We start from the raw sequence: 24,561 nt of genomic DNA on the forward strand, positions 1-24,561 counted from the left end.
CTGCAGCGCGGTCACTGCGCGCCCGCCTGATACGCCGCGTATGCACGCTTCAAGCCATCGTGAAGCGACGTCGTCGCGCGCCAGCCGAGCTTGTCGAGGCGGCTGACGTCGAGCAGCTTGCGCGGGGTGCCGTCGGGGCGCGAGGTGTCGAAAAAGATCTCTCCGTTGTACCCGACGATGCCGGCGACGAGCCGCGCGAATTCGGCGATGGTGATGTCCTCGCCGGTGCCGATATTGACCAGTTCCGCAGCGGAATAGGTCTTCATCAGGTGCACGCAGGCATCCGCCATGTCGTCGACATAGAGGAACTCGCGCCGCGGCGTGCCGGTGCCCCAGACGACGACGCGCCCGGCGCCCGACTGCTTCGCCTCGTGGAAGCGGCGGATCAGGGCGGCGACGACGTGGCTCATTTCCGGATGATAATTGTCGCCGGGGCCGTAGAGATTGGTCGGCATCACGCTGATGAAGTCGCAGCCATACTGGCTGCGATAGGCCTCGACCATCTTGATCCCTGCGATCTTGGCAATCGCATAGGGCTCGTTGGTCGGCTCCAGCGGGCCTGCCAGCACGGAGTCCTCGCGCAGAGGCTGCGGCGCCAGCTTCGGATAGATGCAGGAGGAGCCGAGGAACATCAATTTCTCTGCGCCGCTCTGATGCGCGGCGTGGATCACGTTCGCGGCGATCGCGATGTTGTCGTAGATGAACTCGGCGCGCAGCGTGTCGTTGGCGACGATGCCGCCGACCTTGGCCGCGGCGAGAAACACCACCTGCGGACGCACCTTCGCGAACCAGTCGAACACCGCGGCCTGGTTGCGCAGATCGACCTCGCCCCTAGCCACCGTGACGAGCTGGACGCCCTCCGCTCCGAGCCGGCGCACGATCGCGCTGCCGACCATGCCGCGATGGCCGGCGACGTAGACGCTTTTGCCCTTCAGCTCAAACGCTGCGTTGGCCATGGCCTGCATCCCGCTTCGCCTCGGCCAGATCGCTTCTCATCATCTCCGCGACGAGCTCTGTGAACGTCCGCTTCGGCGTCCAGCCGAGCACCTCGCGCGCCTTGCTGGCATCGCCGATCAGGAGATCGACCTCGGTCGGGCGAAAATAGGTCGGATCGATTTTTACGACCGCCTTGCCGCTCTTCGCATCGATGCCGGTCTCCTCGACACCCGCCCCCCGCCATTCGATGCGGCGGCCGACCTGCGCAAACGACAGCTCGACCATCTCGCGCACCGAATGCATCTCGCCGGTGGCGAGCACGAAATCATCCGCCTTGTCGGCCTGCAGGATCTTGTGCATGCCCTCGACGTAGTCCCTGGCATGACCCCAGTCGCGCCTGGCCTCGAGATTGCCGAGATAGAGCGTGTCCTCGAGCCCGACCTCGATGCGCGACACGCCACGGGTGATCTTGCGGGTGACGAAGGTCTCGCCGCGGATCGGGCTCTCATGGTTGAACAGGATGCCGTTGCTGGCGAACATGCCGTAGGCCTCGCGGTAGTTCACCGTGATCCAGTAGCCGTAGAGTTTGGCGACACCGTAAGGCGAGCGCGGATAGAACGGCGTCGTCTCCTTCTGCGGGATCTCCTGCACGAGGCCGTAGAGCTCGGAGGTCGAGGCCTGGTAGAACCGCGTCTCCTTCTCCATGCCGAGGATGCGGATCGCTTCAAGCAAGCGCAGCACGCCGATGGCGTCGGCGTTGGCCGTGTATTCCGGGCTCTCGAAGCTGACGGCGACGTGGCTCTGCGCGGCGAGATTGTAGATCTCGGTGGGGCGGATCTGCTGCACCAGGCGGATCAGATTGGTCGAATCCGTCATGTCGCCATAGTGCATCAGGAACGGCACGTTGCCGACATGCGGGTCCTGGTAGAGGTGGTCGACGCGCGCCGTGTTGAACGAGGACGAGCGCCGCTTGATGCCGTGCACGACATAGCCGAGCGACAACAGATATTCGGCGAGGTAGGCGCCGTCCTGGCCGGTCACGCCGGTGATGAGAGCGATCCGCTCAGCCATATGTGCTACCCGTTCCCAACAGCGCCCCGAGGGGCCGCCGGATTCCCGTCCCGGCCGCCGTCTTTCTCTGACAGATCGGCCGCCGGGGTCAACCCAATATGGGACAAGGGTTACCGGCTCCGTTCGGCAATTCCGGCACGCGGAGGGCCCGCAGGCTCACTGCGCGCTGCGACGGCCGCCACATCGGACGAGATCTTCGCGTTCGCCAATGTGGTGCTGATATTGGGAGATCGCACGATTGGCCATCCGGATGCAATTGGTCTGTCCTTCGTCGACCATCGTGGCGACGCGCTGCGCGAGAAATACGCACGCCTCGAATTCATCCCGGATTGCTCCCGTCCGCACGAGAAAGTCCCAGGCGATGTCATAAGCTTGCTCGGCAGCCGGATTGCGATAGTCGCTGAAGATGATGTGCGTCATCAAATCACACTTTCATTTGACTGCCTTCATTGCCGCAACCGCAACCCGGCTCGATCGTTCCTAAGCTGCGTCCGCTCGCCTCCTCCATTGTCCTGTTGCGGGTCATATGTTCCGAGCGTGGACCCGGCTGACGATTAGGAACGCCTCGCCGGTCCCCGCCGTTCAACTGGATGGCGCGATATTCCTCGACACTCAGCTCCAACGGAGGCGATTGGTCCCTTGTTGTCCACCGGAGGATGATCCGCTCTACCGCATCGATGTGCGGGCCCAAAAGATCAATTAAGTGCTCGGAGTGAGAGTCCCACCGAGCGTGTGCATGACCGGTCGAAGCTCGGTACCATCATCGAGATCGAGCGTCGCCAGCGTGATCGGGAGCTTGAAGCGCCTCGGCCCGGCACTTCCGGGATTCAGATAAAGGACGCCGTCGGCCGTCCTGACGCTCGCGCGATGCGAATGACCGCAAATCACGGCGTCGACGCCGTCGGGAGCAGGCTTGCTCTCCAGTTCGTTCAGATCATGCAGGACATAGAACAAGTACCGGCCGAGGCGGACGGTTTCCGTATCGCGATAGTTCCGCGCCCAGTCGCCGCTATCGACATTGCCGCGGATGGCCGTCACAGGCGCAATCCTGCGCAGCGCCTCGAGCACATGCTCGGCGCCGATATCGCCGGCGTGAATGATATGCGCGACCCCCGCGAAGCAATGCGCGACTTCCGGCCGCAGGAGCCCGTGCGTGTCCGAAATCACCCCGATCGTAATCACCGCGCTCTCCTGACGTCCTGCCGATGCCTTGCCCGCGCTTAGGAACCACGACGGCGCGCCCGCATTGCCCGCATAACTAACGGGAGCACACGGATGGGCAATAGCGGCGTTGGCATGTTTTTGGGAGACGTCTCGGCCACAGCGTTGTGGCTATGGTTCATCGGCGCCTTCGTCCTTGGCGCTGTGATCTGGTATGGCGTCAGACGATCGGGACACTTGCGCCGCAGCGAGCGGGCGCAACTGGACCGGAACACGGAAGCGGCGCAGCGCCGCGATGATCCACAAAAGCCGATGGCAAGGTGATGGCGCCCCAAAGCCGGGGACGATCGATGCATGAAGACTTGCGCGCGATCGCCCGGCCCGGAGCGATCATCGCCGTCCTCATCGTCCTGCTGCTGATGGCCGTGGCTGATGCGGCAATCTTCGTCGCAACCAGGGCCTGGCCATTCTGACTCGCCGTCCGGATGAGCGGCAGCGCTGCTGTGCGAACGAACAATCGAGGCAGAATAAGTAATTGAAATCGTTGGAGCGGGTGAAGGGAATCGAACCCTCGTATTCAGCTTGGAAGGCTGCTGCTCTACCATTGAGCTACACCCGCGTTGGCGATCCCCTAACACGGCCGGGCGGCGGTCTCAACTGCCTCTGGACGGTCTTTCCCGTGTCACGAGCGACCTTGTTCCCGGCCTTTCGTGCCGCCCCTTAACGGCGGGGTGATCTCGCCCTATATTGGAGCTCCCGAAACCAACGAAAGGAGGTGATCCAGTGTCTTATCTCAAGCGCTGTCACCTCGCTGGGATCGCCCGCTAGGCTTTGAATTGGCCTTGGCATCGGGGCGTTCTCAGCCCTGGACCAGCGAGCAAGAAATCGGGCGCGACGGGGCCTCCCCGCCGCGCCTTTTTCGTCTGTCGGCGCGGCTCAGGCAGACGGCTCGCCCGCAAGGACCTCGCGAAGCTTCTGCGACAGCTCCGACTTGCGGTATGGCTTCTGAAGCAGCGCCACGCCGGGATCGAGATGCCCTTCATGGACGATGGTGTCGTCGGTATAGCCGGAGGTGTAGAGCACTTTCACCCCCGGCCGGCGGAGCCGGACGGCTTCGGCCAATTCTCGCCCGTTCATGCCGCCGGGCATGATGATGTCCGTGAACAGAAGATCGAATTTGGCGCCCTGGTCGACCAGCGCGAGCGCGGATGCGCCGTCGCCGGCAGCGAGCGTGCGGTAGCCGAGGCTGCCGAGCTGGGCGATGACATAGCCCTGCACCAGCGGATCGTCCTCGACCACGAGGATCGTCTCATGCCCGCGCGCTGCGGCGAGCGCCTGAACCGGCGCCGTTCGGGCCGGCGCCTCGTCCTGCGATCGCGGCAGGAACAAGCGCACCACCGTGCCGCGCCCCTCCTCGCTCTCGATCGCGACGGTGCCGCCGGTCTGGCGGGCGAAGCCGTAGACCATGCTGAGCCCGAGGCCGGTGCCGCGGCCGACGCCCTTGGTGGTGAAGAACGGCTCGAACACGCGCTCACGGATGTCGGCCGGAATGCCGTGGCCGGTGTCGCTGACTGCGACCATCACGAAGGCGCCGCGCGTGACGTCGCCCTCGCCGGCACCTTCCGTGCCGTCGAGCTCCCGGTTCGCAGTCTCGAGCGTGAGCCTGCCCCCGCCCGGCATCGCGTCACGCGCGTTGACGGCGAGATTGACGATCGCGGACGAGAGCTGCGACGGATCCGCCATCGCCGACCAGGCGTCGCCCGCAAGCCGGGTCACGATCTCGACATGCTCGCCCAGGATCGGCTTCAGCAGCTTCGCGGTCTCCAGCACGAGGGCATTGACGTCGATTTCGCGCGGCTCCATCGGCTGGCGGCGCGCGAAGGTCAGGAGCTGCGAGGTGATCTCGGCGCCGCGCGCGGCCGCATCGTCGATGAGCTGCGCGATGGCGGCCAGCTGGGGCTTGTCCGCGAGCCCCTCCTGGATGATCTCGATCGTGCCGGTGATGACGGTGAGCACGTTGTTGAAGTCATGCGCGACGCCGCCGGTGAGCTGGCCAATCGCATCCATCTTCTGGGATTGGCGCAGCCGCTCCTCGGTCTCGTGCTGCGCGGTGAGGTCGGTGGCGGAGCCGCGATAGCCCATGAAGCGTCCGTCGGACGCGAACACCGGCTGGCCATTGACGCTGAAATGGTGCATGCGTCCGTTCGCATCGTGACCGCGATACTCGAACTTCCGGAACGGCTCGTGATGGTCCAGCGTCGCCATGTGCACGCGCCATTTCTCCGGCTCGGCGTCGTGGTCGAAAGCGGCATCGGTGCGACGCTTGCCGATCAGCGCCTTGTGGTCCATGCCGAAGGCGCCGGCGCGCTCCGATATGTAGGTGAACCGATGATCCGGTCCGGTTTCCCAGAACCAATCGGACGCGGTCTCGGCATAGTCGCGGAAGCGTTGCTCGCTCGCGCGCGCATCTTCTTCGGCGCTGCGGCGGATCTTCAGGTCACGCTCGAGATTGGCGTTGGCCTTGCGCAGCTCGTCATAAGCGCGCCCGAGATTGGCACACATGGCGTTGAAGGCGACGATCACCTTGTCCAGCTCGTCGGGATCGTGGGGCGGCCGGCGCTCCAGGTGCAAAGGCGGCGGCGGCCGCGCCAGGCTGTATTTGCTGACGAAGTCGGCGATGGCGACCAGATGCCGCGTCACCAGCAGATGGAACATGTAGATGATGAACAGCGAGACGAGAAACGTCTTCGCCGCCTGGCTCGCCAGAATGACCAGGGCACGGTTCAGCAATTGCTGATAGACCTCGCTCAGCGTCGCCTCGACGTGAAGCACGCCGATCGTGCGCACCGCCCCCTGCACGGTGGTGGTCAAAGGATAGTCGCGCGTCACGATCGAACGGGTGTTCGGCTCGCCGACCGCGACACGGATCGGATTGGGACGATCGGCGATCTCGCGCACCTCGGCGGCGCGGATGTCGGGCAGCCGCAGGATACCGTCGAGCAGGAGCCTGAGCTGGTTCTGGTCGAGATTCCACAGGCTCTCGCCTAGGCTGCCGGTGGTGCTGCGGCCGATCTCGCCGAGCCGGGTCTCGATGACGCCGACCTCGCGGTTGTAGTCGAGATAGAGCTGAAGCGCGGTCAGCACCAGCGTGACGATCGAGGAGAACAGCAGCACGGCGGCCAGCAGGCGCGGCCCGACGCCACCGCGTAACCAGTTGAAGATCCGCGACAGCAATGTTCCGATCATCGCCGGCGCGAGTGCAGCGCCGATCCCGCTCAAATCCGGCTTCGCGGCCGCCGGGGCAACGGCGCGGCTGCGCTTGGAATCCTCATCGCGTGAGTTGCCCATGCACCATGTCCCGGGAATGGCGGCACCTGCTCCGCCGGCCAGTGGCGACCGCGAGCAATTCGACAGTTGAGATTCTCTTCACGCAAGGCGCGTGGTGATCCTGTCGGCCCATGGGCGGCTTGAGGTCGGCGGGGTCATATGTTGCGCCCAGCAGCAGGATCCTCGCGCAAGCTACCACCTCGCGTGCTAGAATGACATCGGTGAAAGTCCGGAGGCGCCTCACCTCGCAGGCGAGCGTTGATCGTTGTGGCCGGCGCGCGGGGCGCGCCCCCCGGTAGATCGCGCGGGCCTCCGAATCCTGCGGTAGCAAGGTTCGACCAGGGAGAAGCGTGATGTGGCGGATTGCCGTCGCCTGGCTGGCTTTGCTCGCAGCCGCTCCATCGCAGGCGCAGGACCTGATCCGATTGGCGCGCATCGCCGACATCCCCGATCAATATGTCGGCGGCGAGATGCTGCGGGCCGTCTACGCCAAGCTGAATATCAAGCTCGAATTCGAGGACGTTCCCGGCAAGCGGGCGCTCGCACTATCGAGCGCCGGCGAGGTGGACGGCGAGATCCAGCGGATCGGGACGCTCTCCCGCGACTATCCGACGCTGGTCCAGGTCACGCCGGCGATCAACTACATCGAGCCCGCGGTGTTCACGACGAAGCTCCATTTCGACGTCGCCGGTTGGGATTCAATTCGAGACTACAGCATCGGCATCGTCCGCGGCGTCGGTTCATCGGAGGCCGGTACGCGCGGCATGGCCCGCGTCACGGCCACGACCAGCCTGGAGAGCATGGTCAAGATGCTCGACGCCGATCGTTTCGACGTGATCGTCACCGACCTCTTCAGCGGGCTCGTCGCCGTGCGGAAGCTCAACCTGCAGGCCAGGATCTACCCGCTCTCGCCACCGCTCGAGCGCATCCACATCTACCACTATTTGCACGAACGCCATCGCGCTCTGGTGCCTGAGGTCGGCAAGGTGATCGCGCAGATGGAGGCGAGCGGCGAACTGGCAACGCTGCGTGAGAGACTCGTCAAGCAGGTCCTGAGCGCACCGTAACGGTGCCGGCTCAGGTCGCGCGAAGCCGTTCACGAAAGGCGACGGCGGCGATGAGCACGCCGACGCACCAGGCCACGACCGCCCGGTGAGGCTCTTCGCCAAGCAGCACGGTGAATATGCTCGTGACCAGGCATGGCGCGATCACGCTACCGGTCCGGCTCGCCAGCGAGAGCAGGAATGGCACTGCGGCGATCGAGATTTGCAGGGCACTCATCTGCCGGCCGGCGTCAGAAGCCGCAGACATTGAGGGCGCGCGGGCGCTTGCCGCGGCGGCTCTCGACAATGCGCTCGCCGCCATTCTCGGCCGAGCTGCCGTAATAGCGGTGGTGACCGCTCTGGTCGTGCAGATCAGCCGGCTCCGACTGGCCCGCCCGCCGCGCGTCGCAGATGATCTTGATGGTCTGACCCGACATTGCCGCCTCCGAATTCCTCAGCCTTCTTGGTGGTCATCAGTCGCATCGGCTTCAGGCGGCGTTCACGCCACGGGACCCCAATCGGGTTTCAGGAAGGTTTCGTCGCGCACGCGGCGACGCAATATTTTTTTGCCAGGGGATTGTCGGGGCGGGCCACGGTGATACGTCCTTCGGACCTGTGCAAACAAACAAGAGGTGACGATGCTCTACGCCATCCTGGCCTATCACGTGGAAGACGAAATCCTGTCCTGGACGCCGGAGCAGGACGCCGCAGTCGTCGCCAAAGTCATCGAGGTTCAGGCGCCCCTCCGGGCAAGCGGACATTTCGGGCCAGCCGCCCGCCTGGATGACACAAAGAAAGCCCGCACCTTGCGCGGCCCCGGCGCCGGCATGGTGCTGGACGGCCCGTTTGCCGAGACCAAGGAGCAGCTTCTGGGCTTCCACCTCGTCGAATACGACACGGATGAGGACGCGATCGCGGCGGCGCGAAAGCTGCGCGAGGTCAACCCGACCGCGGTCTACGAAATCCGCCCGGTCAAGCTTTACGTGCCGTCCGATGGGTTCGGCACGACACGAGGCTGAGGCACCAGGCTACGCGTCCGGCCCGGTTTGCGCGACATAGAAGCGCTGGATCAGGAGCCCGCCGAAGGCGACGAACCACACGAAGGGCGCGACATGCGGCGCGAATGCCGCAACGATCGTGCCCGGGATGAACACGAGCAGCGGAAACAGCGAGGCCATGATCTCGTGGCGCCAGCCGCCCAGGATCGTCCACCACAGCCAGGCATTGAGCGCGGCGATCGCGGTCAGATGCAGGCCATAGAGCACGGCGACGGCGCTGCTCATGGCGAAATTGGTGTAGAGGCCGTTGGTCACCGGCAGCAGCACGATCGAGAGCAGGAAGAACAGGTTGAGGATCACCACGCCGCGGCCGCCGACCGGCTGGCGCGCCAGCCGCCGGTGATGGCTGATCCAGAACACGCCGGCGATGATGAAGCTGAGCGCGAGGCCGGCGAGCTTGCCGGAATAGACATGGGCGAGATCGCTCCAGCTGGGGGCGCTGGTGAAGACTGCGGCCTTGGGCAGGTCGTAGGCCAGAAGCGTCATGGCGACGCCGAAAATGGTGTTGCTGAGCGATTCCAGCCGTCGCATCTCGAACTGGTCGGGCTTGAGCTCGGTCATGCCGGGCGTGCTCTTCTCGGGCTGGAACCTTGGGCCGTCTTCCCCCTAAATCCTAATTCCGGTTCCGTCCAGCCGCATTGCGATTCGCGCCGGGATCGCCGACTCTCGGCCTTTCACCGGGGCGATTCGTGGCAACATATCTGGACACGCTCAATGCGGAGCAGCGCCGCGCCGTCGAGCATGGCGTGGCCGATGGCGCGACCGTGGGAAGCCCCCTGCTCGTGATTGCCGGCGCCGGCTCCGGCAAGACCAACACGCTGGCCCACCGCGTCGCGCACCTGATCGTCGCCGGCAGCGACCCGCGCCGCATCCTGCTCATGACGTTTTCGCGCCGCGCCGCGGCCGAGATGGCCGGCCGGGTCGAGCGCATCGCCCGGAAAGTCCTGGGGGAGAACAACGCCGCGATCATGCGCGACGCGCTGACCTGGGCCGGCACCTTCCACGGCATCGGCGCGCGCCTCCTGCGCGAATATGCCGAGCGGATTGGCGTCGATCCCGCCTTCACCATCCACGATCGCGAGGATTCCGCCGACCTGATGAACCTGGTCCGGCACGAGCGCGGCCTGTCGAAGACCGAGAGCCGCTTTCCGGCCAAGGGCACCTGCCTGTCGATCTATTCTCGCTGCGTCAACGCCGAGATGGAGATCGAGAAGGTGCTGGGGGTGCACTATCCCTGGTGCGCGGGCTGGGCGGCCGAGCTGAAGGGCCTGTTCGCAGCTTACGTCGAGGCCAAGCAGGCCCAGCACGTGCTCGATTACGACGACCTCCTGCTGTACTGGTCGCAGATGATGAGCGATGCGCTGATCGCCGAAGAGATCGGCGGCCGCTTCGATCACGTGCTGGTCGACGAATACCAGGACACCAACCGCCTGCAATCCTCGATCCTGCTGGCGCTGAAGCCCGACGGCCGCGGCCTCACCGTGGTCGGCGACGACGCGCAGTCGATCTATTCGTTCCGTGCCGCCACCGTGCGCAACATCCTGGACTTTCCGCAGAGCTTCTCGCCCCGCGCGGAAATGATCACGCTCGACCGCAATTACCGCTCAACGCAAGCCGTGCTGGCGGCAGCCAACGGCGTCATCGGCCTCGCGCGTGAGCGCTTTACCAAGAACCTCTGGACCGACCGCACCTCCGGACAGAAGCCGCAGCTCGTCACCGTGCATGACGAGGCCGACCAGGCCCGCTACATCGTCGAAGCGGTGCTGGCCAATCGCGAGCAAGGCGCGCTGCTCAAGCACCAGGCGGTGCTATTCCGGACGTCCTCGCATTCGGGACCGCTCGAGATCGAGCTGACCCGCCGCAACATCCCGTTCGTGAAATTCGGCGGGCTGAAATTTCTCGATGCCGCGCATGTCAAGGACGTGCTGGCGCTGCTGCGCTTCGCCGAAAATCCGCGCGACCGCGTCGCCGGCTTCCGCATCCTGCATCTGCTGCCGGGCATCGGCCCCGCCACCGCACAGCGCGTGCTCGACCAGATGGCGGAGAGCACCGATCCGCTGCACGCACTCGGCCAGCTCCCGGTGCCGGCGCGCACGGGTGCCGACTGGACCGATTTCGTCCGCACGATCGAAAACCTGCGCTATTCGGAATGGCCGGCCGATCTCGAACGCGTCCGGCTCTGGTACGAGCCGCATCTCGACCGCATCCACGAGGATTCCGAGACGCGCCGCGCCGACCTGATGCAGCTCGAGCAGATCGCCAGCGGCTATTCCTCGCGCGAGAAATTTTTGACCGAGCTCACGCTCGATCCGCCGGATGCGACCAGCGACAAATCCGGTCCCCCCTTGCGCGATGAGGATTATCTGATCCTCTCCACCGTCCATTCCGCGAAGGGCCAGGAGTGGAAATCGGTGTTCGTGCTCAACGTCGTCGACGGCTGCATGCCGTCCGATCTCGGCGCCGGCACCAGCGCCGAGCTGGAGGAGGAACGCCGCCTGCTCTATGTCGCGATGACCCGCGCCAAGGACGATCTCCATCTCGTCGTGCCGCAGCGTTTCTTCGTCCACGGCCAGGCCGCCAAGGGCGACCGCCACGTCTACGCCTCGCGCACCCGCTTCATCCCGGAATCCCTCGTCTATCTGTTCGAGCGCACCGCCTGGCCGAAGGCCGCAGCGGGCGCGGCGCGCACCGCGGCGCAAGGGCCGAAGATCGACATCGGGGCGAAGATGCGCGGGATGTGGCGATAACGCCAGCTAGGCGTTCAGCCTGTCGAACTGGACCTTCCCCGCCTTCATTACCAGCGGGATGTGCTCGCCCTGGCCGAGCAGGCAGGCGACATCGCGCAGCGGATTGCCGTCGACCACCAAGAGGTCCGCGATGGCTTCGGGTGCGATCCGGCCGAGCTTGCCCTCCATGCCGAGCACCTCGGCGCTGATCACTGTCGCGCTGGCGATGACGGCGCGCGGGCCGAGGATCTCGGCACGGATGCGGAATTCGTCGCTCTGCAGGCGCTGCGACGGCCCGAGCAGGTCGCTGCCGAACCCCATCTTCACGCCGGCGTCGCGATAGATCGCGAGCGAGCGCAGGCCGGCGTCGCGGACGTCGGCGATCTTGGCGACGCTCTCCGGCGGCAGGCCATACTGGGCACCCTCGTTGGCCAGCGCCTCGTAGGTGACGAGCGTCGGCACCACATAGGCGCCCTTCTCGGCCATCAGCCGCGCGGTCGGCGCATCGACCAGATTGCCGTGCTCGATGGTGCGCACGCCGCAGCGAACCGCGCGCTCGATCGCCGCAGCGGTATAGGCGTGGGCGAGCACATAGGTCTGGCGCCCGCGCGCCTCCTCGACGATGGCGCGGATCTCGTCCTCGGAGTAGCCGAAGGCGCCGACCGGATCGGTCGGCGAGGCCACGCCGCCGGACGCCATGATCTTGATCTGGTCGGCACCCATCTGTAGCTCCTCGCGCACCGCCTTGCGCACGCCGTCGACACCGTCGGCAACGCGCGCGAGCGCGCCGACCCGCACGCAGCAGGGACATGGTGCGTCGCTGGCGAGGTAATCGGAACGCGCCCGCATGTCGCCGTGGCCGCCGGTCTGGCTGAGCGCGCGGCCGGAGACGAACAGCCGCGGGCCATCGGTGAGACCCGTCTCGATCGCCTGCTTCAGCGCGTGGCCGGCGCCGCCGGCATCGCGGACCGTAGTAAAGCCCCGCCGCAGCATGCCACGCAGGAGCAGCGTCGAGCGCAGCGTCACCAGCACGTTCGGCATGTGTACCTGCTGCGCCAGGTTGAGCTCGACGGCGATGGCATGCACGTGCAGGTCGATCAGGCCAGGCATCAGCGTCTTGCCCTCGAGATCGATGGTGCGATCGGCGGTAGCCCGGATCGGTCGGTCGGAGACCTCCTTGATCAGGTTGTCTTCGACCAGCACGTGCTGTCCCTCCAGCAAGTCCGGCTGGAGCGGGTCAAGCAGAGCGGCGTTCTGGAAGAGGATGCTGGGCATCGCGACAGTCCTGTCAGAGATCAGCCGGCGCGAGCAGCGCCGGCAAAGTGAGCTGGGCAAAGGGAAGGCACGCGGCGACATCATCTTCGCCGTACCAGCCCGCCTCGTGAAGCAGATTCAGCGAGCCGAGCGTGCGCCCGCGCCAGCGCACGGGCATGTTGAGCACGCTCTCGCAGCCGAGCGAAGCGATCAGCTCGTGATCGGAGAAGACGGTGCGCAGATCGTCCTGCGTGCGGCCGATATAGGCCTCGCCGCGATCGAGCACGGCCTCGGTCCACGGTCCGGGCGCGAGGCGCTTGCGTCCGCCGGCCGGGTACGGGCCGGGGAGATTCGAATAGATCCGCGCCGCTTCACCGCTGGTGCCGTCATAGGTCAGAATCGTGAACAGCTTGTGCCCGATCGCCGACTTGATGGCTTCGTCCAGCGCCGCAAACAGCGCATCCGGCTGATCCACCCTGCTCTGCGCCGCCGCGACGGCGCAGAGGAGCGGATCGGCCTTCAGTTTCGCCCGCGTCATGCCACCTCACCCGCCGCAATCTCCTCCAGCGAACGACCGCGGGTCGGCACGCCCATCAACACGACGGTGACGGCCCCGAGCAGCAGCACGGTGGTGGTGACGCCGAACACGCCGGCAAAGCCGAAGTTCGGATAGAGATAGCCGACAAGAATGGGCGAGACGATCGCGCCGATACGGCCGATCGCGGAGGCAAGCCCGGCGCCCGTGGTCCTGACCGGGGTCGGAAACACCTCGGCGGTATAGGCATAGACGCCTGCATAGGTGCCGTTCATGAACAGCGACAGGAAGATTCCCGCCGCCATGATCTGCTGGTCGCTCTGCGCGAAGGCGAGCCCGAGCGCGCTGGCGCCGCCGAGCAGCATGTAGGTCGCGATCGTCGCCTGCCGGCCGATGCGCTCGTTGAAATACGCGGCGCTGAAATAGCCGGGAATCTGCGCGCAATAGATCGCGATCGAATAGGCGAAGCTCTTGGTGATGCTCATGCCGTTCTGGACCAGCAGGCCGGGGATCCAGACGAAGAAGGAGTAATAGCTGAAGGTGATCGCCAGCCACATGATCCAGGTCATGATGGTGATGCGCGCCTGCCGGCCAGCGAGCAGCGCCGCGAAATTGGCGAGCAGCGTGCCGCCTGTCCCCGCCGACGCCGTGGCCTCGACGACCGGCTGCGGCAGGACATGGCCCTCGCGCGCAAAGCCCGCCTCGATCCTGTCGAGCAAGGCTTCGGCCTCCTTGCCCCTGCCCCGGCTTTCGAGCCAGCGCGGCGATTCCGGCAGCGATTTGCGCCACCACAGCAGCATGACCACAGGCACTGCGGTGATCACCAGCACGATGCGCCAGCCGTTGTCGGAGGTGGGAACGATGAAGTAGCCGAGCAAGGCCGCGGCAACGAAGCCGAAGGAGAAGAAGCCGGCCAGCGCCCCGGTGAAGCTGCCGCGGTAACGCCGCGCCACGAACTCCGCGAGATAAGGCGCGATGATCGCGCTCTCCGCGCCGGTGCCCATGCCGGCCACGACCCGGGCGGCGAAGAAGGACGGCCATGCGTCGAGCATCGCGCTCACGATCGATGCTGCGCAATACAGCGCCAGCGCCGACATCATCACCGCACGGCGCCCGATCAGGTCGCCCAGCGTGCCCGCCAGCAGCGCGCCGAACAGGAAGCCGATATAGGTGCTGCTGCCGAGCACGCCGATCTGCACGCTCGACAGATTCCACGCCGTGCGCAGCACCGGCAGGATGAAGGCCAGCACCGCCGCGTCCATCGCGTCGAACATGTAGCCGAGCCCGCCCATCAGCAGCAGATGCGTGTGGAAGCGTGCGAACGGAAGGCGCTCGATGCGCGCCGATATCATCGACATGAAAGTCCCCCTCTGATGTCACGGGCCCGGCGCGCCGCTCGGGAGGGAACCATAGACAAAGTGACATTATCGTCATAATTTATAATCATGATCTGATATATCACCATGGTGAATGTTCGTGTCGTTCCGCGCGCTCGACCTCAACCTCCTGAAAGTCTTCGAGGCGCTGATGACCGAGGGCAGCGTCACGCGCGCCGCAAATGCGTTGCGGATGACCCAGCCCGCCGTCAGCAACGCGCTCGCGCGGCTACGCGATGCGCTCGGTGATCCCCTTTTCGTGCGAGCCGGCACCGGCATCCGCCCGACCCAGCGCGCCGTGGTGCTGTGGGAGCCGATCGGCGAGGCCCTGGAAAGCGTCCGCGGCGCGCTCGACGATGAGGTGTTCGATCCTGCGCGTGCACAGACCGAATTCAGCCTGTCGATGTCGGACTACGTCTCCTCGCTGGTGATGCCGAACCTGCTCGGCCATCTCGGCAAGGTTGCGCCGAAGTCGCGCGTCCACACCGTGCCCAACACCGTCGTCGAGATCGCCGACCAGCTCGAGGACAACAGAGTGGACTGCGTGCTCAGCGTCTATGTCAACGAGGCGCAACAGCCGGCCGCCATTCGCTCGCGCTCGCTGTGGACGGTCGACTACGCCTGCTTCATGCGGCGCGGCCATCCGCTCGCCGCCCAGAAACGGCTGAGCACGCGCACTTTCCTCAACGCGGGACATGTCGACGTGAGCCTCGCCGGCAAGACCATGCCGTCCTACGACCTCTTCCTGGCCTCGCGCGGGCTGTCGCGCAATCTGGTCGCGACCGTCAATCATTACAGCGCCGCCTACGAGGTCGTGCGCCAATCCGACCTGATCGCCGTGCTGCCGAGCGACCTGCGCTCGCAATCAAGGCATGCGCCGTTCCTCCATGCGATGCCGCTTCCGCTCAAGGCGCCGCCGCGGATCGTCAGCCTGTTCTGGCACCAGCGTAACGACACCGTGCCGGCGCAGCGCTGGCTGCGCGAGACCGTGGTCGAGATGTTCGCAAGGTCCGATTGAGCCGGCGCGGTGAAAAACCGGAAACCCAGCCTTTCCCAGAGCAGCCTTGTTGAACCGGTGGTCGCGACTTAGCTCCACCGCAAAACCATCCCTCCCAAGTGGCAGGCGCCACTTGCCCCCACAGAGACCTGATCGATGAATGCACCGCTTCAATTCGGACTGGACACTTTTGGCGACGTGACGAAGGACGCCAGCGGCACCATGCTTCCCCATGCGCAGGTGATCCGCAACGTCGTCGAGGAGGCCGTGCTGGCCGACGAACTCGGCCTCGACTTCATCGGCCTCGGCGAGCATCACCGCGCTGACTTCGCGATCTCCTCGCCAGAAACCGTGCTGGCCGCAATCGCATCGCGCACGAAGCGCATCCATCTCGGCTCGGCCGTGACGGTGCTGAGCTCGGATGACCCGATCCGCCTGTTCCAGCGCTTTGCGACGCTGGACGCGCTCTCGAACGGACGCGCCGAGGTGATCCTCGGCCGCGGCTCGTTCACCGAATCCTTTCCACTATTCGGCTTTGACTTGCGCAAGTACGAAGAGCTGTTCGAGGAGAAGCTCGATCTGTTCGCCGCACTCTTGTCGCAGCAGCCGGTGACCTGGCAGGGCAAGCTGCGTCCCGCGCTGAAGGACCAGCTCGTCTATCCCCCGGTCGAGAACGGCCGGCTTAAGACCTGGATCGGCGTCGGCGGCAGCCCGCAATCGGTCGTGCGCGCCGCGCATTACGACCTGCCTTTGATGCTCGCGATCATCGGCGGCGATCCCGCGCGCTTTGCGCCTTACGTCGATCTCTATCACCGCGCGTTCAAGGAATTCGGCCGCCCGGTGCAGCTGATCGGCGTGCACTCGCCCGGCTATGTCGCCGAGACGGATGAACAGGCGCGCGAGGAGCTGTGGCCCGATTACAAGGCCATGCGCGATCGCATCGGCAAGGAGCGCGGCTGGCCGCCGATGGGCCGCGACGAATTCGTCAACGAGGCCGAGCACGGCTCGCTCTATGTCGGCTCACCGGAAACAGTGGCGCGCAAGATCGCCAAGACCGCAAAGGCGCTCGGGATTTCACGGTTCCAGCTGAAATATTCGGCGGGCCCCCTGGCGCACGAGAAGCTGATGAAGAGCATCGAGCTCTATGGGCGCAAAGTGGTGCCGCTGGTGCGGGAGATGATGGAGTAGCGCGGAGGGCTATCGCATCTGAGAAGCGTGGCGGGACAGCTCGCCCGCGGCCCATCCTTCGAGACGCCCGCCTGCGGCGGGCCCTCAGGATGAGGGCGGAGTGCACGACAGCAATTTCAACGGGCGCCAATGCTGCTTAGCCTCATCCTGAGGAGACCGCGAAGCGGTCGTCTCGAAGGACGAGGCGTGCGGTGAGGCGTTGCCGAAAGTCTTGCGATACCCCTCGGGTAGCGTGCGAGGTCAGACGCCTACTTCATCAGCCCAAGCCGGCTTGCACCGACATAGAGCGAGAGCACGGCGGCGTTCGAGACGTTGAGGCTCTTGATCTCGCCGGGCATGTCGAGCCGCGCCACGACGCTGCAGGTCTCGCGGGTCAATTGCCTGAGGCCCTTGCCCTCGGCGCCGAGAACCAGCGCAAGCGGCTCGCGCAGCGCGACGTCCGAAAGGTTCTCGGTGCCCTCGCTATCGAGACCGACGGTCTGGAAGCCGTGCTCGTTGAGCGCGGTCAGCGCGCGGGCGAGGTTCTGAACGGTCACAACAGGCACCAGCTCGAGCGCGCCGGAGGCAGCTTTCGCGAGCACGCCGGTGGCTTCCGGGCTGTGACGCGCGGTGGTGACGATCGCCTTCACCGCAAACGCCGCGGCCGAACGCAGGATGGCGCCCACATTGTGCGGGTCGGTGATCTGGTCAAGCACCAACACCATGCCTTCCTGCTTCAGGGTTTCGATGTCAGGCGAAGGCAGAGGATCGGCTTCGGCGAGCAGGCCCTGATGCACGGCGTCGGGCGACAGCAGGCGATCGATCTCCTGGGGCCGGACGATCTCGGGCGCGACACGGGTTGCGATGTTTTCCTCCGCGAGCCGCCGGGCGGCGTTCTCGGTCAGCGTCAGCTTGCGGATCCGCCGCTCCGGATTGGCCAGCGCCATGGTGACGGTGTGCCAGCCATAAAGGATGACGGGTCCCTCGCCGTGCGAATCGCGGTCGCGCCAGGCCGGGCGGCCGGCCGATTTTCCGGGCCTGTTGAAGGGCTTAGCCCCGCCGCGGGAGCCCCTCGGGGCGAATTTTTTGTCCTTCATGGGCTCGCTTGTGTCACGGGTGCCGGAATATGGCAATTTCGGTGCCTTCAGGGACGATTTTAGCTGTTCGCCTCGGTTGACTTTGCCCCACCGCTTCGCCCATAAACGCGCCCGGTCGCGCCCCGATCCGGGCTGTCGCGGCCTTCACGTTCCATGGCCGTCTTCGGTCCGCCGGTAAGGTCCGGCCCGATTGTGCTGCCGTCGAGCGGGGGAGTGTCCCGAGTGGCAAAGGGAGCTGACTGTAAATCAGCCGCCTCATGGCTTCGCAGGTTCGAGTCCTGCCTCCCCCACCAGCCTTCGCTCGCTTCGCGAGCTTCGGCTTGGCAGGCCACCTCAGAACATCATGGCGCGAAGTTAGCGTAGCCGGCAGGCGTGGGCGGGCTGTCGATCGGCGATCGCCGATACAGAACAGTTCACACCAACAAAACAAAACGCCCGTCCGCATCATGCGAACGGGCGCTTCGTTGATTCAACCGATCAGGCGATCAGTAATAGCGGCGCAGCACGCGGTGACCGCCGTAATACGGCGCGTGACGGTGGGCGTAGCCATAGCGCGGACCGTAGCCGTAGTGCGTGCGCGGCAGATAGCCGTAGCGCGGGCCGTAGCCGTAGCGATACGGACGGTAGTACGGGCGGTGATAGGGGGCGGCGCGATAGCCATAGCCGTAGCCGTAATTGGCGGGAGCGACGACCGCGTCCTCACGATAGGTCGGATACGGCGCGAAGGCGCCGGGGCCGGTGTAGGTCGGGCCCTGGTTGACGTAATAGTACTGCGTGGTCGGCTCGGCGAGACGCTCAAAGGCGCCATAGCCGTATCCATAACCATAGCCGCCGCAGCCGGTGTTGCAGCCGGTATAGACCGGCGCAACGGGGGCGCACGTGGCGAAGCCGCAGGCCGCGGCAGGCGCAGCCCCGACAAACATCACGGCAGCCGCCGCGACCAGTCCCGAAATCATCTGACGCATTACTCTCTCCTGTTGGTATCCGTTTGTTGGATTTTGTCTTGGATTCTTGACGCTTCTTAACCCGGCGGCTTGCCGGGGATTTCGACGTGCGGCCGTGGCAGGGGGCGCCGGGGACGGTCGTTGATCTCGGGTGCATAGATCACCGGCGGCGGATCGACGGGCACGTCCATCTGCGGCGGCAGCGGCGCCGATTGCGCTCCCCAGCTCTGGTGGTAGCTCTCGGCGGGCTTGGGCAATTTGCGGTTCGCGGGCGGCTCGACCTCGAGCCGGCCGTAGCCGGGCCGCAAGCCGAGCGTCGGATAATAATGACCGACGTCGGACGGCTGCCGTTCGGCGATATAGCGTCCGCCATAAATCGTTGGCTGCACCTGGACGTTCTTGCCCAGGCCCCAGACACCTTCGACAACGGTGTAGGACGCATCGATGTTGTTGATGATGATGGGCACGCCGGGACGGCCGGGCACGACAATGTCGAAACCGCCGCCGGCCAATGCTGTCGCGGGCAGTCCGATCAGAAAGGCAGCGAGCGCCACAGCGCGCATGAGAAGGCCCCGGTTGTCCGGAACACAACCTATCCGATCGCACCAGGGAGAGGGTTAAGGCCTGCTCACCAAATTCCGGTAAGCCTAACGCGTAAGGATCGCATGCTGCTCGAATGCCGCGAAGCGAGCTAGCGAAGCATTAACACTGTGCGGGAGCCGCGATGCACGGCCTCGCGCGAGCCAGCCGGGGATGCATGGCACATACTGCACATCCCCTGCGCGATCACATCGAAGTGACGTCGCTCGCATGAAATCGCGGAACGACTCGCCGACGATCGCACTTAGCGTGGCGTTTAGTGTTGCTCTCAGCACATGGGGTAAATGCCATGACGAGTCTCAAAATGATCGGCGCCGCCGTGATCGCGGCGTCCGCACTGGCGAGCCCTGCAATGGGTCAGGCCTCCATCACCAATCCGGCCGCTTGCGAATCCATGTTCCCCAGCGCCAATTGCCTAAACACGGGCGCCGGCAGCCCGTACGCCACCAGCCGCCAACAGCGACAATATAGGCGGACAGCCAATCGCGACCCGAACCGCAACAACGTGAACAGGCAAGATAGCGGCTTCTGGCCCGCAGCTACTGCGGGCGCGGTTGCAGGCGCCGCCGTCGGCACCGCAGCGGCCGTTGCCTCAGCACCGTTCCGCGGCTGGGACAATTCCTACGCCTATGACACTTCCGGTGGGTATAACGGTGGCCGCGGCGAAATGGGCTGGTATGGCAACTGGGATACCTACGCGGCCCGCAACGGCATCGTTTGCCGGCCCGGCACCTGGTACAAGGGCGCGGACGGCCTCCGGCACATCTGCCAATAGATCCCCAGTCTGGCGAAGTGCTTCAGGCGGCCCAACGGGCCGCCTGTTTCATTCCGGCGAGGCGCAGCCTTCGGGTTCTGGCACTTTCCAATCAAGTCTGGTATTGCGGCGCACGGGCGGACAGCCCCGGTACATGCCGGGCCCGGCCCCGCTTTCAAGCGTCGCCGGCTTAGCTCAGCGGTAGAGCAGCGGTTTTGTAATACGCAAGGGTGCGCACCAACGCATACCGCACAGTATGTTTTAGTTGCGGTTTCCCCTCTCAGCGATACCCCCTCGCCCCTCCCAGTAACTGCTGCTACCGAACAGTTTGGGGCCAAATTCAGGGCCAAGAAAAAGCCCGCCAGCCGAAGCTGACGGGCGGTCATTCTTTGGACTGGCGGCTCGTCAGTTTGCCCAGACCGTCGGGACGTTCTCGAGTGCAGCCAGCGGCTGGCCACCATCATTGAGGATTGCTTGGGCGGCCTGGAATGCAGCATCAGCCGATAGTGCGAGTTTGACCACCGCAACCTGCTCTTTACCTCCGTCGCTGTTGGGCACGGTGATAACGAACACCAGCCGCCGGTTGGGCCCGATGCGCTCTACGCGCGCCAGTGCCTCGCAGAAGACCTCCTGCACACCAAATGTATCGAGGTGGCTCATGAGATGCCTCCGCCAGTGCCGAACCGCGCCAGATCGTAAGCCACACCTTGCGCCATGAAGACCCTAGAACGGCCGTGCTTGCCGTCTTCGAAGACGCAGACGAGGCACGCCATGTATACCAATTCGTTCATGTCGCGCGCTCGGTACTCGGCAATCGCCTTGCGAGCGGCCTCATGGGCCCGGACGGCGTCCACCTGGGCAGCTTGCGCGGAGAGGAAGTTGCTTGCTTCCATGTATTTCTCTTGCCGGCGATCCCAGTTGCGCATCGCTCGCCGACTCTTGCCGGGCGGCTCGGGATTCTGCTCCAGCCACTCCCGATAAAGCTCGTATTCTGCATCGAAGGCAGCCATGGCCGGCGTCAAAGCGTCGTCGGCGCCCTGCAGGGCATGGACTAGGTCCCGGAGCTCCGGGCTTATCCTTGTGGCATCCAGGGCCGGCGCCGACCCAGCTGGTGCGGCCACCGCTACCGCTGGCGGAATTGCCGCCAGTGCCAGAACGGTGCCACCAGCGGCCGCGCCAACGGCTTGTGTGAAGAAGTGCCGGCGCGTCGGAACGGCGGGCGTGGATATGCTAGTCTCGGTCTCAGCCTGCTGCCTCATGGGTCACTCCATGTTGTTGTGGGTTAGAGCCGGCGGCGAGGTGCCCGCCTTGCCCCGGCTTGCTATTTTTTGTAAACTGAAAATATGCCGAAGTCAATTTCCGTAAACATAAAATCAAAGCGTGGACGGCCGCGGAAGAAGGGCGGGGTTCACCCTGTCAGCGCCGTGAGGCTGCCGCCGGAGCTGACCGCCGACGTCGACCGGTGGGCGGCAGATCAGGCCGACACGCCGTCACGCTCCGAGGCCATCCGTCGGCTGGTCGAGATCGGGCTGAAGGCGAAAGGCAAATGACCATGAAGACGCCCCTGATTCTCGCCGCGATCATCCTTAGCTTTTCTGCATCCGCCTTCGCTCAAACTGCGGCGCCCAAGCTGACCGCGCCGCCCAAAGCCCGCGCGGCCAAGCCGCAAAAACAGCCAGCGGCCCCGACGGGTTGCAAGCTCGTGGGAACGGTGAAGGGGACCAAGCTTTGGGCGGGCGACTGCGTTGCTGCGGCGCCAGCCGCACCGGAAACTCCACCGCCCGCATCTCCGGCTGAACCGCCCAGCGGCGTCAATGCCCCCGCAGCAGAGAAGCAGTGAAGTGAGCTTTGCGGCTAATTTTACGACTCTGGAACTTCCAATTCGACAGCCCCTGCCGGTGCACGCGACAGGGGCTGCGCAGGTGGATGGCGCGAGGCTCGCGGACGAGGTGTCGTACCAAGGACCCGCATCACGGTTAACATAGGTCAGGCGGAGACTCGGGGTATACGAAGGTTTATTCGGCGCGTTTGTCGTTGATCCGCGACTGCAGGCCCCACCATCCCAGATCAGCGAAAACGGTTCTAGTATCTGGTTATTACGTCCCAGCGACTACGATCCTTCATTTCGTTGCGATACGCTTCGACCGATGGATATGAACGATCAGCGTCAGCCACCAAGACAGAATGGTCTGGAAGAACGGCAAGTCGCACACCGCTGGCATCGTAGATGGTTGTGCCGACCGGGAAGCCTTCAGAGTCTTGAACCGATGGTGTTGAAGGCACGGTGGCCTTACCCCATGGGACCAAGTTCGCGTGCCCGCGCTCGGGCATTTGCTCGCGAAGGGAAGTCGGTTCTACGACTTCGTGGGGCAGCCGCTGCGGTGAAAAGTATGCAGCCACTTGCGCCCATCGAATACTCATTGTGCCCGCGTCGGTTTCAACATTCACAAATTCATCACCATTGTGGACGTGCCGTCGTCTAAAGGCATCCACGTACCAAACGCTCGGATGGGGACTATGAATGTTTTTGAGCTGCGGAAACTCGAAGAAGGTTCCGCTATTAGCGACGGCCTCGGACTTTGCTTGCGCGACACGCAGTATTTCCGCTGCCTGTTTCTGAGACGCGCCAGAAAGCAGTCCGCTCACTATCGAGAGGGCCGCGGCCTCTCCCAGTAGTGTCCAGCTAGGCACACCCAGAACACCTACGCCAAGCGATCCGCCGCCGAGACTCTTGGTCGCCTGAGCCCGAAGTTTAGCCACCTCTTGAACGCCCTCTTCGTCGTAGAGCATGACTTTGAGCAGCGTGAGTTTCTGGCCAGACGACAGTAAGATGACTGGGCAATTCGTCTCTTTTGACACGGCTTCCCCCAACATGATGCGCCGAGCAAGGTAGCATAGGCGCATCGCGACAACCACCACCACACGGCGGCGCGATTAGCCCTTTAGACTAACTTCCCCGCTCGCCTTGGTTGCGCTACGCTCCCTGCTTTCTTTAGGGGAATTTCAATGGACCGTTCGGTTTGGGCAATTGCCGTCCTCAGTTTTGTCGCCGGTATGCTCGGCGCGATTATTTGAGGAGGCGATTACATGGGCGTTGCTGTTGTCTTTTTAATGATGATTATACAGCCAGCCATCATCGGTTATATTGCGCAGAAACAGCTGCAAAAGCCGGGTGCCGGCAGATCCCGTCCCGTAGGAAATTTTCTCTAACGTTCACGACTCAAAACTCTGTCCCTTCTGCGCTGAGCACATTAAAAGCGAGGCGATTGTTTGCAGATACTGTGGGCGCGATCTTCCCCCATCGGCCGGCTTGCCGTCCAACGATTTGAAGGACTCCGGGCAGCTGAAATTGGGCGACGGTTCTACCCATTTTGCCAACCTCTTCCCGCCCCAGCTTCTTCAGGCCTCATTTCGAAATAGACGTTGATTTGCGACATCGGTCAGCCGGTCGAGCGTCGTATCCCCTTGTTCGAAAAAACGGCTTACCGCGCCTCCCCATTCGTTTCGAGGAATATGCGGGTGCTGGAACTGAAGCTTGCGTTCGACCTGAGCTCCTCGCAGCATGTCTAATATCGACTGGAATTCGGCGCGGATCGCGCCGGGCATAAAAATGCGCTGCTTCCGTAACAGCAGCTGCACATCGAAGTTCTTTTGTCCGGCTTCAGCAATGCTTCGCCAAGTTACAATCTTGGCGTACATGTCGTTGTGGTCGGCCGCGGTTCGTATCTGATCGTTCTGCTCCTTGGAGAAGCCCGTTGTACTGAGAAATCCGTCCAGCTCTTCGTCTGGCAACCGATTGAGATCCGGGAACTCCATATAGTTCGTTGTGCAGTTTGCAGTGGCCAAGTAGGCCTCAACGGTCTTTTCCCAAACCTCACGGATGGCAGTAAACTCCATTTCGTTCGAGCGCTTCCCCCGATCACCGATATGACTGAGCTGCTCGCGAAGCCTCTCCAGCTTGGTACCCTGCTCGGCCTTGTAGCCCTCAATTGCCTTGTCGAACCGGTACTTGAAAAGTGACTCACCCAGCTTCGTTGGCAGAAGTGCAGCCGCGCCAATTGCTCCTCCAGCCGCAGAAACTACCCATGGACCAAGAGTGTCCCAAATCTCAGCCAGCATGCTCAAATTCCCTGCGAAAAAGCCCGCCGGCATTGCGCGCGGCGGGCCTCATGTCCGGTCACGGTAGGAACGGTTGGGCTGGAATCCCCCGCGACCTTTTGAGCATGCGCCTCAATTGTTGACGAAGTGTTGCCGGACCATCCCGCTCTCCAGCCCTCAATGTTCCTCATTCTTTGGACCGGCGGCTCGTCAGTTTGCCCACGTCGAGGCGCGCTCGAGCGCAGCCAGCGGCTGGCCACCATCATTGAGGATGGCTTGTGCGCCCTGGAATGCTGGGACTAAAGGCCGAAGGAGGAAATAGCTTTTTTGCTAGCGGTTCCGCCTCGCGGGCCACCAGCCCTATTGTAGGGCGGGCCCTCGACCGAATCACCATTTCCGGGTGTCGATTAAGGAACG

27 protein-coding genes and 2 tRNA genes are annotated in these 24,561 nt (G+C 64.3%); 10 read left to right on the forward strand and 19 right to left on the reverse strand.

Annotation, left to right across the window (positions count from 1 at the left end; genetic code table 11):
• Positions 1–11 precede the first annotated feature (11 nt).
• The 4 genes from fcl to ACVJ19_RS34665 all read right to left on the reverse strand — a co-directional run bounded on the left by fcl (position 12) and on the right by ACVJ19_RS34665 (position 3,189).
• Positions 12–956 carry a GDP-L-fucose synthase gene (gene fcl, locus ACVJ19_RS34650; protein ID WP_453953539.1) on the reverse strand — a complete coding sequence of 315 codons (945 nt, stop codon included), beginning with the start codon at positions 954–956 and terminating at the stop codon, positions 12–14.
• On the reverse strand, positions 937–2,007 hold the full coding sequence (gene gmd, locus ACVJ19_RS34655) for a GDP-mannose 4,6-dehydratase (RefSeq protein ID WP_453953540.1): 1,071 nt from the start codon (positions 2,005–2,007) through the stop codon (positions 937–939). Before gmd ends, fcl begins: the two co-directional genes overlap by 20 nt.
• A gap of 156 nt (positions 2,008–2,163) precedes the next feature.
• A complete protein-coding gene (locus ACVJ19_RS34660) occupies positions 2,164–2,427 on the reverse strand; it encodes a hypothetical protein (protein WP_453953541.1) in 264 nt (87 codons plus the stop codon).
• Positions 2,428–2,706: 279 nt separating this feature from the next.
• Positions 2,707–3,189 (reverse strand): metallophosphoesterase family protein, encoded by a 483-nt coding sequence (locus ACVJ19_RS34665; protein ID WP_453953543.1) that lies wholly within the window; start codon positions 3,187–3,189, stop codon positions 2,707–2,709.
• A gap of 93 nt (positions 3,190–3,282) precedes the next feature.
• On the opposite strand from ACVJ19_RS34665, the gene ACVJ19_RS34670 reads away from it, so the two are divergent.
• Positions 3,283–3,492, forward strand: coding sequence for a hypothetical protein (locus ACVJ19_RS34670; RefSeq protein WP_018647175.1), 210 nt, complete (start codon positions 3,283–3,285; stop codon positions 3,490–3,492).
• Positions 3,493–3,518: 26 nt separating this feature from the next.
• Positions 3,519–3,641, forward strand: a complete 123-nt coding sequence (locus tag ACVJ19_RS34675; protein ID WP_453953544.1) for a hypothetical protein — start codon at positions 3,519–3,521, stop codon at positions 3,639–3,641.
• 72 nt (positions 3,642–3,713) lie between these two features.
• Here the strand turns inward: ACVJ19_RS34675 and ACVJ19_RS34680 are convergent.
• Both ACVJ19_RS34680 and ACVJ19_RS34685 read right to left on the reverse strand, forming a co-directional pair.
• Positions 3,714–3,787: transfer RNA gene (locus tag ACVJ19_RS34680), tRNA-Gly, on the reverse strand.
• Positions 3,788–4,104: 317 nt separating this feature from the next.
• Positions 4,105–6,516, reverse strand: coding sequence for an ATP-binding protein (locus ACVJ19_RS34685; protein ID WP_453953545.1), 2,412 nt, complete (start codon positions 6,514–6,516; stop codon positions 4,105–4,107).
• Positions 6,517–6,848: 332 nt separating this feature from the next.
• Here ACVJ19_RS34685 and ACVJ19_RS34690 point away from each other — a divergent pair, with 332 nt between their 5' ends.
• Positions 6,849–7,562, forward strand: a complete 714-nt coding sequence (locus ACVJ19_RS34690; RefSeq protein ID WP_453953546.1) for a substrate-binding periplasmic protein — start codon at positions 6,849–6,851, stop codon at positions 7,560–7,562.
• A gap of 10 nt (positions 7,563–7,572) precedes the next feature.
• Here the strand turns inward: ACVJ19_RS34690 and ACVJ19_RS34695 are convergent, their stop codons facing one another.
• Positions 7,573–7,776 carry a hypothetical protein gene (locus ACVJ19_RS34695; RefSeq protein ID WP_453953547.1) on the reverse strand — a complete coding sequence of 68 codons (204 nt, stop codon included), beginning with the start codon at positions 7,774–7,776 and terminating at the stop codon, positions 7,573–7,575.
• 13 nt (positions 7,777–7,789) lie between these two features.
• Positions 7,790–7,975, reverse strand: a complete 186-nt coding sequence (locus ACVJ19_RS34700) for a hypothetical protein (protein WP_080134380.1) — start codon at positions 7,973–7,975, stop codon at positions 7,790–7,792.
• Between the two features lie 201 nt (positions 7,976–8,176).
• On the opposite strand from ACVJ19_RS34700, the gene ACVJ19_RS34705 reads away from it, so the two are divergent.
• Positions 8,177–8,557 carry a YciI family protein gene (locus tag ACVJ19_RS34705; RefSeq protein ID WP_453953549.1) on the forward strand — a complete coding sequence of 127 codons (381 nt, stop codon included), beginning with the start codon at positions 8,177–8,179 and terminating at the stop codon, positions 8,555–8,557.
• 9 nt (positions 8,558–8,566) lie between these two features.
• On the opposite strand, the gene ACVJ19_RS34710 is transcribed toward ACVJ19_RS34705, so the two are convergent.
• Complete coding sequence (locus ACVJ19_RS34710; RefSeq protein ID WP_453953550.1) at positions 8,567–9,157, reverse strand: TMEM175 family protein; 591 nt, start codon at positions 9,155–9,157, stop codon at positions 8,567–8,569.
• A gap of 128 nt (positions 9,158–9,285) precedes the next feature.
• On the opposite strand from ACVJ19_RS34710, the gene ACVJ19_RS34715 reads away from it, so the two are divergent.
• Positions 9,286–11,343 carry an ATP-dependent helicase gene (locus ACVJ19_RS34715; protein ID WP_453953552.1) on the forward strand — a complete coding sequence of 686 codons (2,058 nt, stop codon included), beginning with the start codon at positions 9,286–9,288 and terminating at the stop codon, positions 11,341–11,343.
• A gap of 6 nt (positions 11,344–11,349) precedes the next feature.
• Here ACVJ19_RS34715 and ACVJ19_RS34720 read toward each other — a convergent pair whose 3' ends face one another.
• Genes ACVJ19_RS34720 through ACVJ19_RS34730 form a run of 3 tightly spaced genes read right to left on the reverse strand, consistent with a single transcriptional unit; the run spans position 11,350 to position 14,469 of the window.
• Positions 11,350–12,597: an amidohydrolase family protein gene (locus ACVJ19_RS34720; protein WP_453953554.1), complete on the reverse strand. Its 1,248-nt coding sequence runs from the start codon at positions 12,595–12,597 to the stop codon at positions 11,350–11,352.
• A 13-nt stretch (positions 12,598–12,610) separates the two neighbouring features.
• Positions 12,611–13,114, reverse strand: coding sequence for a GAF domain-containing protein (locus ACVJ19_RS34725; RefSeq protein ID WP_453953556.1), 504 nt, complete (start codon positions 13,112–13,114; stop codon positions 12,611–12,613).
• Positions 13,111–14,469, reverse strand: coding sequence for an MFS transporter (locus ACVJ19_RS34730; protein WP_453953557.1), 1,359 nt, complete (start codon positions 14,467–14,469; stop codon positions 13,111–13,113). Before ACVJ19_RS34730 ends, ACVJ19_RS34725 begins: the two co-directional genes overlap by 4 nt.
• A 112-nt stretch (positions 14,470–14,581) precedes the next feature.
• Between ACVJ19_RS34730 and ACVJ19_RS34735 the strand changes: the two genes are divergently transcribed.
• Complete coding sequence (locus ACVJ19_RS34735; RefSeq protein WP_453953558.1) at positions 14,582–15,505, forward strand: LysR family transcriptional regulator; 924 nt, start codon at positions 14,582–14,584, stop codon at positions 15,503–15,505.
• A gap of 135 nt (positions 15,506–15,640) precedes the next feature.
• Complete coding sequence (locus ACVJ19_RS34740; RefSeq protein WP_453953559.1) at positions 15,641–16,672, forward strand: LLM class flavin-dependent oxidoreductase; 1,032 nt, start codon at positions 15,641–15,643, stop codon at positions 16,670–16,672.
• 248 nt (positions 16,673–16,920) lie between these two features.
• Here ACVJ19_RS34740 and rlmB read toward each other — a convergent pair whose 3' ends face one another.
• Positions 16,921–17,748: a 23S rRNA (guanosine(2251)-2'-O)-methyltransferase RlmB gene (gene rlmB / locus ACVJ19_RS34745; protein WP_453953560.1), complete on the reverse strand. Its 828-nt coding sequence runs from the start codon at positions 17,746–17,748 to the stop codon at positions 16,921–16,923.
• Positions 17,749–17,955: 207 nt separating this feature from the next.
• On the opposite strand from rlmB, the gene ACVJ19_RS34750 reads away from it, so the two are divergent.
• Positions 17,956–18,041, forward strand: a tRNA-Tyr gene (locus ACVJ19_RS34750).
• Between the two features lie 192 nt (positions 18,042–18,233).
• Here ACVJ19_RS34750 and ACVJ19_RS34755 read toward each other — a convergent pair.
• Positions 18,234–18,713: a hypothetical protein gene (locus ACVJ19_RS34755; RefSeq protein ID WP_453953561.1), complete on the reverse strand. Its 480-nt coding sequence runs from the start codon at positions 18,711–18,713 to the stop codon at positions 18,234–18,236.
• Positions 18,714–18,769: 56 nt separating this feature from the next.
• The gene (locus ACVJ19_RS34760; RefSeq protein ID WP_453953563.1) at positions 18,770–19,255 is read right to left on the reverse strand and encodes a hypothetical protein; all 486 of its coding nucleotides are present in this window, start codon (positions 19,253–19,255) and stop codon (positions 18,770–18,772) included.
• Between the two features lie 326 nt (positions 19,256–19,581).
• On the opposite strand from ACVJ19_RS34760, the gene ACVJ19_RS34765 reads away from it, so the two are divergent.
• Entirely contained in the window at positions 19,582–20,067 is a 486-nt protein-coding gene (locus ACVJ19_RS34765) for a hypothetical protein (RefSeq protein ID WP_453953565.1), read from the forward strand.
• A gap of 384 nt (positions 20,068–20,451) precedes the next feature.
• Here the strand turns inward: ACVJ19_RS34765 and ACVJ19_RS34770 are convergent, their stop codons facing one another.
• Together ACVJ19_RS34770 and ACVJ19_RS34775 are read right to left on the reverse strand one after the other, a co-directional pair.
• Positions 20,452–20,706 carry a hypothetical protein gene (locus ACVJ19_RS34770; protein WP_453953567.1) on the reverse strand — a complete coding sequence of 85 codons (255 nt, stop codon included), beginning with the start codon at positions 20,704–20,706 and terminating at the stop codon, positions 20,452–20,454.
• The gene (locus tag ACVJ19_RS34775; protein WP_453953569.1) at positions 20,703–21,056 is read right to left on the reverse strand and encodes a hypothetical protein; all 354 of its coding nucleotides are present in this window, start codon (positions 21,054–21,056) and stop codon (positions 20,703–20,705) included. Before ACVJ19_RS34775 ends, ACVJ19_RS34770 begins: the two co-directional genes overlap by 4 nt.
• 536 nt (positions 21,057–21,592) lie before the next feature.
• On the opposite strand from ACVJ19_RS34775, the gene ACVJ19_RS34780 reads away from it, so the two are divergent.
• Positions 21,593–21,886: a hypothetical protein gene (locus ACVJ19_RS34780; RefSeq protein ID WP_453953571.1), complete on the forward strand. Its 294-nt coding sequence runs from the start codon at positions 21,593–21,595 to the stop codon at positions 21,884–21,886.
• A 242-nt stretch (positions 21,887–22,128) separates the two neighbouring features.
• Here ACVJ19_RS34780 and ACVJ19_RS34785 read toward each other — a convergent pair whose 3' ends face one another.
• Positions 22,129–22,905 carry a hypothetical protein gene (locus ACVJ19_RS34785; protein WP_453953573.1) on the reverse strand — a complete coding sequence of 259 codons (777 nt, stop codon included), beginning with the start codon at positions 22,903–22,905 and terminating at the stop codon, positions 22,129–22,131.
• A gap of 540 nt (positions 22,906–23,445) precedes the next feature.
• Positions 23,446–24,165 (reverse strand): hypothetical protein, encoded by a 720-nt coding sequence (locus tag ACVJ19_RS34790; protein WP_453953575.1) that lies wholly within the window; start codon positions 24,163–24,165, stop codon positions 23,446–23,448.
• Positions 24,166–24,561 lie beyond the last annotated feature (396 nt).

Source organism: Bradyrhizobium sp. USDA 376 (assembly GCF_054063675.1).